Annotated in this window: 1 protein-coding gene; it reads left to right on the top strand. The window is 73.7% G+C overall.

What is annotated here, in order from left to right:
- Positions 1 to 259: PEP-utilizing enzyme (locus BN358_RS23460; protein ID WP_157593402.1), on the top strand; the 259-nt coding region annotated here is incomplete at both ends.

The raw sequence follows: 259 nt of genomic DNA, 5'->3' as shown, positions 1-259 counted from the left end.
CCGGGCGCGCCCGCGTACTGGCCGGACCAGAGGACTTCGCGGCCTTCCAGCCCGGCGAGGTGCTGGTCGCCTCGATCACCACCCCTGCGTACACGCCGCTGTTCGCGATGGCTGCGGGTGTGGTGACCGACATCGGCGGCGTGCTCAGCCACGGCTCGATCGTCGCGCGCGAGTACGGCATCCCGGCCGTCCTCGGGACGGGTGGCGCCACGAGGCTGATCCGCACGGGCGACGAGATCACCGTGGACGGCGCGGCCGG

It is taken from the genome of Sedimentibacter sp. B4 (assembly GCF_000309315.1).
Lineage (GTDB): Bacteria > Bacillota > Clostridia > Tissierellales > Sedimentibacteraceae > Sedimentibacter > Sedimentibacter saalensis.
Note: the sequence above shows the minus strand (reverse complement) of the source record. Positions and strands in the feature narration are given on the sequence as shown.